Here is a 3,252-nt window from a genome sequence, read left to right as displayed (position 1 = left end):
CGTCCACGGCAGGGAACTCCTCGGCCTCCTCGCCAAAGGAGGACCATCTCGGTTTGGTTTCACCGAGGAGCTTCCCTCTTTCCCGCTCGCCCTTCCTCGCCGACTACACACTTATAGGGACACGACCTCGCGCGTCAGGTAGGCAGCATCAAACTCCCATGAGTCGCTGGATGTGGCGTTCGTCAGGTAGATGACGGCTGCCGCCTTGCCTTGACCCGAGTAGACCTCAACAACCATGTCCATGCCGGGGTCCTTTGGGCGGGAGGACGCCACGAATCGAAACGGCGTCTTCTTCGCCTGCCCGTTGGCAAGAAGCGTCGCGTAGGCATGGTCGATGGAGTTCTCCTCCTTGCGATGGCGCTCGTTTTCTTCGGTGAGGTCGTCGTTCTTCTTGAGGGCGTCCATGAGGGCTGAATGCATGGCCGCGTAGCTCTCCGGGTCCGAGAACACATCGATCTGCTGGTCGCGAATCGGAGGCCACCCGCCACCTTCCTCCTCTACCCACGGGGCCCTCACAATGAATGGAATCTCGGTTCCGTCCTTCAACGTCACGATCAGCGGGAGCCCCTCACCTTGGGCGAGGTCTCGAATGGGCTCCAGGATGACCTTGTTGCCGACCACTGTGAGCGGTTCGAGGCGGCCCTCCCAGCCGATGATCTTCGTCTTGCTCGGCTCCACGGGCCGCTCGAAGCGCAAGGTCGTGATAGCCTGCCCATTCACATAGACCCTGTGCGTGCTGTCTGAAGGGTGCTCGGAAAGCAAGACGGTCCTCTGCTTGGGGCGGGCGCATTTGTCGCTGGCGTGCGCGCTGGATGCGGCCACCAGGGTAAGAAGCAGAAAAGACCGGATGTGCAGGCTAGCTTGCATAGGCTGGACAACGTACCAGGGCGGCAGGCATGAAGCCAACCTCTGTTCGCCTGTCGAACCTCCTGAGATGAGCGTCTGGGAGGTGTTTGAGCGCGCAGAAGCCAAGCATGAGGATGCTGCTCCTCCTGCACTCCAGGAGGCTCCACGTGGGGGGTGCCATGCGGTCAATGCTGTTTGTCGCGCTGTTGGTGCTTTTGGGCGGGTGTGCGACGTCTCGTGTCGTCCGTGTGGATGTTGGAGGCGGAAGGCAGGTGCTCCATGAGTCCAAGGACGTTGACCCCGTTGAAGTGAGCGAGGAAGAGTTCAAGTCGGCGCTCACCCAGCTCATCCTCGACCTGCGGATGGACGTCGCGTTCCGGGATGCGGAAGAGGCGGATGCGCGAGGCTGGGTGCTCTCCACGACGCTGCTCGCCTCCGCGAATGGCCTCGCGGACTCAGGCGCGGGCGGGTCGCCAGAGTCGATGTACGCGCGCATCTGCCCAGACGGCGAGGAGTGCTTGACGCTGGTGGGTGGGACGGGGTTGACGTTCTCGCGCAAGGACCGGACGTTGATGGCGCTATCCTTCGCGCTCGATACCGTGTGGGAGAGCGTCGAGATGGAAGTGGGCAAGGTCCTGAATCCGGTGGCTCTCAAGGCGATGCTGACGTCGGCGGCTCTGACCGTGCTCCTCACGATGGCGTTGCCCGAGCCCGTCACTAAGGTCATCGCGGTGGCGTTTACGGCGGCGATGGTGGCCTACCTGGGCGTGATTCCGGTCTGGGAGATAGGGCGTGGCTTCGTCAGGTTGTGGGACGACGCGGAGCGTGCAACGAGCGTCATCGAGTTGCAGGACATCGGGCATCGATTCGGCAAGGTGCTGGGGACGAACGGGACGCGCGTTTTGGTGCTCGTCGTCATGGCGGCGCTCGGTGGGAAGAACGCGATGGCGGCCCAGGGCCCCCGGCTCCCTGGCTTCGCCCAGGCGGCTGCTCGGGCCGAGGCTGAAGCAGGGTTCCAGCTCGGAGCGGCGATGGGCGGCGGCGTCACGTCAATCGCGATGCCTGCCGCTGGAGTGCTGAATGTCGCCCTCGCACCAGGAACTGCGGCGGCGCTGGCGATGTACTCAGATGGGCGGTATCCGGGAGATGACGAAGGACCGGTCCACCACATCTGCACGAACAAGAACACCATTTCCGCCGCTACTGGCGGGCCCTGGACTCCAGAGTGTGAGCGCATCTTCAAGAAGGCCGGGATGTCCCTTGAAGATGCGGCGAACAAGGTGCGGCTCAAGGGGCATGAAGGGCCGCATCCCGAGTTGTATCACCGGGAAATCATGCAGCGCCTCAACCAGTCTGTTTCGCGTTGCCGGACGATAGAGACCTGCCGGGCAAACCTAATGGAGGAGCTTGCGACGATTGCTAACGAGCTGATGACGCCGGGCTCCAGGCTGCGGCGCTTCATCGTGAAGGTGGAGGAGTAGGTGGAGCGCCACTTTTACTGGGTGAGGCTTGCTGATGTTCCGCACTGGCTCCTGGAGACGCCGACACGGGCCTCTGGCGAGCCGTTCGATGAGCCTTGGATGTTCACGGATGGTCACGTCCTTCCGGGCCCTGGACCCCTCAAAGCGCAGATCTCACATCCCGGCCAGAGGCGCACATTCCTGTTCGCGGGGGTCGAGGAAACGCCCATCGGTAGTGCAGAAGTCGCGGACGTCTTCCGAACCCTGGCGCCTGATGACGTTCAACTCTTTCCTGTGTCGATAGAAGGAGAGTCCGAACGGCACTTCGTCGTCAATGCAATCAAGGTGGTTGATGCCATTGACGAGGCACGGTGCGCGGAAGTGCGGCACTACCGCGAAGGCACCTTCCCTGAGTTCGCAGGTCAGTACCGTTGGATCTACGGACTGCGAATCGACCCCTCGAAGACCGAGGGCGCCCATGTCTTCCGGCTGACGAAGTTCAAGACCGCGTTCATCGTCTCGGAGGACATCAAGCACGCTCTCGAACAGGTCGGGAATCTGGGGCTGTCGTTCGAGCAGGTGACTGGGCCTCCCGAGCCTCACTGACGGTCGATGTAGAGTGCCGAGGCGGCGATTCGAGCGATGTCGTCGTCTCGCCCTTCGGCTTTTAGCAGCACGTCGGTCAGCGCCTTCCGGAGCCGCGCCACCTCATCAGGAGCACGGTCTCGGGCGGTGATGGTGGCGCGGAGGTCTGCGGCACACGTCCCCCGGGCTTCCTCGAATGCGGACCGGAGGGCGGCCGCTTCTTCCTCCTGTGTGCTGCCTGGATCCTTCGGACCACTGATTACGAGAGAGGTGCCGGCCGGGATGGATTGGGTACCACTGCTTCGCACTGCCGTCGAAATTCCAGAGGTGTGAGGTAGCCGAGGCTCGAGTGTGGCCGGAC

4 protein-coding genes are annotated in these 3,252 nt (G+C 62.9%); 2 read left to right on the top strand and 2 right to left on the bottom strand.

The window, feature by feature from the left end; all coding sequences use genetic code 11:
- Positions 1–111: 111 nt before the first annotated feature.
- Complete coding sequence (locus LZ198_RS42620; protein ID WP_253977908.1) at positions 112–867, bottom strand: DUF2381 family protein; 756 nt, start codon at positions 865–867, stop codon at positions 112–114.
- 158 nt (positions 868–1,025) lie between these two features.
- Here LZ198_RS42620 and LZ198_RS42615 point away from each other — a divergent pair, with 158 nt between their 5' ends.
- A complete protein-coding gene (locus LZ198_RS42615; protein WP_253977907.1) occupies positions 1,026–2,327 on the top strand; it encodes an AHH domain-containing protein in 1,302 nt (433 codons plus the stop codon).
- Entirely contained in the window at positions 2,328–2,912 is a 585-nt protein-coding gene (locus LZ198_RS42610) for an imm11 family protein (RefSeq protein ID WP_253977906.1), read from the top strand.
- Here the strand turns inward: LZ198_RS42610 and LZ198_RS42605 are convergent.
- Positions 2,906–3,252 (bottom strand): hypothetical protein (locus tag LZ198_RS42605; RefSeq protein ID WP_253977905.1); only part of this gene is annotated, 347 nt, incomplete at its 5' end. The genes LZ198_RS42610 and LZ198_RS42605 overlap by 7 nt on opposite strands.

It is taken from the genome of Myxococcus dinghuensis, assembly GCF_024198235.1.
GTDB classification, from domain to species: domain Bacteria; phylum Myxococcota; class Myxococcia; order Myxococcales; family Myxococcaceae; genus Myxococcus; species Myxococcus dinghuensis.
Note: the sequence above shows the minus strand (reverse complement) of the source record. Positions and strands in the feature narration are given on the sequence as shown.

Excerpts from the sequence above, each read along its gene's own strand:
- LZ198_RS42620 (WP_253977908.1), bottom strand. The coding sequence starts at position 867 with ATGCAAGCTAGCCTGCACATCCGGTCTTTTCTGCTTCTTACCCTGGTG.
- LZ198_RS42615 (WP_253977907.1), top strand. The coding sequence starts at position 1,026 with ATGCGGTCAATGCTGTTTGTCGCGCTGTTGGTGCTTTTGGGCGGGTGT.